The organism is Lachnoanaerobaculum saburreum DSM 3986, assembly GCF_000185385.1.
Taxonomy (GTDB): Bacteria; Bacillota; Clostridia; order Lachnospirales; family Lachnospiraceae; genus Lachnoanaerobaculum; species Lachnoanaerobaculum saburreum.
Window position 1 is genome coordinate 671,032 of the sequence record NZ_GL622296.1, and the last position, 1,628, is coordinate 672,659.

At 33.7% G+C, this 1,628-nt stretch carries 2 protein-coding genes and 2 pseudogenes; 3 read left to right on the forward strand and 1 reads right to left on the reverse strand.

Annotated features, from left to right (window positions below; genetic code table 11):
* The first annotated feature begins 203 nt into the window (after positions 1–203).
* Entirely contained in the window at positions 204–329 is a 126-nt protein-coding gene (locus tag HMPREF0381_RS15280) for a hypothetical protein (protein WP_008750437.1), read from the forward strand.
* Between the two features lie 185 nt (positions 330–514).
* Here the strand turns inward: HMPREF0381_RS15280 and HMPREF0381_RS03215 are convergent.
* Positions 515–906 (reverse strand): annotated as a pseudogene (locus tag HMPREF0381_RS03215) (ISNCY family transposase); the annotation flags it as partial.
* Between the two features lie 275 nt (positions 907–1,181).
* Here HMPREF0381_RS03215 and HMPREF0381_RS03220 point away from each other — a divergent pair.
* A complete protein-coding gene (locus tag HMPREF0381_RS03220; RefSeq protein ID WP_008750439.1) occupies positions 1,182–1,379 on the forward strand; it encodes a hypothetical protein in 198 nt (65 codons plus the stop codon).
* Between the two features lie 17 nt (positions 1,380–1,396).
* A pseudogene (locus HMPREF0381_RS15120) lies at positions 1,397–1,628 on the forward strand (IS4 family transposase); the annotation flags it as partial.

Here is a 1,628-nt window from a genome sequence, read left to right on the forward strand (position 1 = left end):
CACACCCCCGACTTTTTGTTATGGATATTGCGATTGTGTAATTAAACTTATCCCCAGGTTAAAACTTGTAATAATTTTTGGTATTACAGCATAGCACTATAATAGAGGTCAGCAATTGACTGAAAGTAATTTGAAGTTTGTTCAAGTTGACTTTGAAGTGATATTGAAGTAACATTGAAGTAGTTCAAAAAGAGGTGATAAATATGCACTTGGAGGAGATAATCGGGGATATAAAGCTTGAAAGCGATAGATTGGAATGCAAAGCTTTTTTAAATAGGGATGATATACTTGGCTGGCTTAAAAGTATTGCAGGATTTGCAAATGCATAAGGATAAAATTGTGCAAAGCACAAATTTTAAGCTGAAAAGTTAATAGTTGCAAGATTTAGGCGCACTTTAATAAGCATAGTGATTATATAAAGTTGATAAGTCCTAAGCAACTAAAGATTTTAAACTTCTGATATGTTGTTGGTTGATTTTATCAGCAACAACAGTTAATAACTGTGATATACCGGCTAGCAGTAAATCGAAATGCAGTGTTTTTTCATTTGTTGTTTTTTGTTTTGCAATGCAGAAACTGTCCTTAAAGTGGTTGATTGATTTTTCAATATTTACCCTGATCTTATATGTTTCATCCCACTCTTTAGAACCTCGTTCTACTCCAGGATAAACTCTGAGATTTTTTTTCAGGATAAACATAAATCATTCTACCGCAGGAAGAAGTTGTACAAGGATTTTCACAGTGACAGACACGCCGTTTGGAATTGTCTTGTCGGTTGTATTCCCATTTCATTTTTGGACAAACGAACTTCATTGTAGGCAGCTTGCTCTTTAAATGAGATTTACTTTCTTCTTGTTTCATCGGAAGTGAAGAATAATGAGGACAACAGGGAATACCATTTTTGTCAGATTCAAAAATATCTTTACAATCTTCAAAAATATCTGCCAAAGAGAGTTGTTTTTGTGGTATCATAGTAATGTCTCCTTTAGGGATGTGGCGTATGTTTTTTTGCAAATCCATTATATCACAAACCGAGAGGAGATTTTTATATTCAGTAATAAAAAAGTGTCGTATTTATACAATGTCATTAACTTAAGAGTAGTGAGAAAAATATTACAAAAAGATAGTTTAAAAACGATAATTATGCTATACTTATAGTGAGAAAAATCACGAGGTGTAGCATGTTTATAAAAATACTTACAAAAGAATATAGAGGTGAAAAGTATTATTATGCCAGCCTTGTTGAAAACAAACGTATTGATGGCAAGGTTGTGCAGACAGTGAAAGCGAATCTGGGTGCAGTTACTGGGGAGCAGATTCCATATTTGAAGGCAACCTATGCTAAGAAGAAACCTCGTCTTGTTTATGATGAGGATTAAATAATTGGAGGGCTGTAGTGAGAAAATCACAGAATAGACTATTAAAAGATCAGAATAATATTCTTTCAGATGTATTTCTTGAGGTATGTCGTGGTGGCAAAACAAACACTCTTGTCAGACGTAGAAAGATGCCACTAGAAGATTTAGTGTATTCTATGATTAATCGCAAGGGCCTTACTCTCAAAATGGAGCTGCGAAATTATATGAAAACAACACATCCGGGAACAGAAATATCTAAACCAGGTTATC

Excerpts from the sequence above, each read along its gene's own strand:
- HMPREF0381_RS03220 (WP_008750439.1), top strand. The coding sequence starts at position 1,182 with ATGTTTATAAAAATACTTACAAAAGAATATAGAGGTGAAAAGTATTAT.
- HMPREF0381_RS15280 (WP_008750437.1), top strand. The coding sequence starts at position 204 with ATGCACTTGGAGGAGATAATCGGGGATATAAAGCTTGAAAGCGATAGA.